The sequence below is a fragment of the Teichococcus vastitatis genome (assembly GCF_003604215.1).
GTDB lineage: Bacteria > Pseudomonadota > Alphaproteobacteria > Acetobacterales > Acetobacteraceae > Pseudoroseomonas > Pseudoroseomonas vastitatis.
Genome location: NZ_QXGS01000145.1, coordinates 1 through 1,436 on the forward strand (window position 1 = coordinate 1; position 1,436 = coordinate 1,436).

The following is a 1,436-nucleotide window of genomic DNA, read 5'->3' on the forward strand; positions in this document are numbered from 1 at the left end:
CTACGGCATCGGACGGCGCGCCAGTGACCGGCTGTTCGCGACGGCGGAAGGCAACAGCAAGATTTATCGGCGGTAAGCCTCTGCATGGCAACCCTCTCGCCAGTCCCGCCGCGCGGCAGACGTTCTCTTGTGAGGCTCCCGCCATGGGGTGACTGTCGGCCGTGATGTCACCCCTCAGCCGACCGGACGCTCCCGCTGCAGGCAAGGCGCGATGGCCCGATATGCTGCTCATGGAAGCGGTCCGAGGCACGACGCACGATGCCGTAACAGCGGCAGGCGGCGGCCTCCAGGCCGGGTCGGTCGGTCACCGTGATCTGCCTCCGCTCGTAGTGGATCAGGCCCGCTTTCTGCAAGGTTCCCGCTGCCACGCTGATGCCGGCACGGCGTACGCCCAGCATCATGGCAAGGAACTCCTGGGTCATTCGGAAGCTGCCACCTTCGGCGCGGTCATGCGTCATCAGCAGCCACCGGGCCAGACGCTGCTGGAGCCCGTGGCGGCCGTTGCAGGCGCCTGTGCGGGCCATCTGTTCGTGATGCATCAGGGCGTAGCGCAGCAGGAGGGAGCGGAAGGCGGGCACGCTCGCCAAGGCCTGCCGGAACGCCACCCGGTTCATCTGCAGGGCGGTGCCGGGGTTCTGCACCATGGCTTCCAGGTCGCCGCGATCATCCTCGAGCAGCACCGGCAACCCGATCATGCCTTCCGGGCCGATCTGTGCCACTTCGGCAGTGTCGCCGTCTTCCATGTAGGCCAGGATCGACGCGTAGCCGGTCTCGGGGAAGTAGACCTGGTCGATGGGCTGTTCCGCCGCGTGCAGAACGTCACGGAAAGCAAGCTCAACAAGCGTCAGCTGCGGCCACAGCTTCGCGAGGTCTTCGGCGGGCAAGGCGGCCAGCAAGCGGTTGCGGGGTGCAGAAGGAGCATGAGCGGTGGGGATCATGTGGGGCTCCTGCGACCGGGTGTCGGCGGGAGCACGTAGCGTCTCTCAGCTGCCTGCGCCGGAAGGTGTTGACAAGCAATACTAGGCGCTTAGGACGCCTAACACTGATTGTATGTACAGTATTGTACGGAAGCGCCTGCGGATACCCAAACGCTTTCTCATGAGGTTTTATCCGAAAGCTCCATCAGAACGACTGGCGGCGAAACTTTCATCCGCTCCAAACGCATGCGGCATCATGCCCCGCTTCTTCTTTCATGTGCGCGACCGCGACACGCTCACCTAAGATGTGGAAGGGACCGATTGTCCCCATCTTGAAGCAGCCTAGCATTACAGTTGCGTTATTGGATGATCTCTGAATCTATGGCTGACCATGATCCGGAGATCATGGATGTCAAGGGCATCGATCGAGACGACGCTGGAGCTCTGGGCAGCGTCGCTGCGCGAGGTGAAAGCCCGGATCCGGCCGCTCTTCACCCAGGAGCGGGTCGCGGCATCAGC

Annotated in this window: 1 protein-coding gene and 1 pseudogene; one reads left to right on the top strand and one right to left on the bottom strand. The window is 63.5% G+C overall.

Annotated elements, in window-relative coordinates:
* Positions 1-167: 167 nt before the first annotated feature.
* Positions 168-938, bottom strand: a complete 771-nt coding sequence (locus D2K64_RS23550; RefSeq protein WP_120010840.1) for a Crp/Fnr family transcriptional regulator — start codon at positions 936-938, stop codon at positions 168-170.
* 370 nt (positions 939-1,308) lie between these two features.
* Here D2K64_RS23550 and D2K64_RS23555 point away from each other — a divergent pair.
* Positions 1,309-1,436, top strand: a pseudogene (locus tag D2K64_RS23555) (IS701 family transposase); the annotation flags it as partial.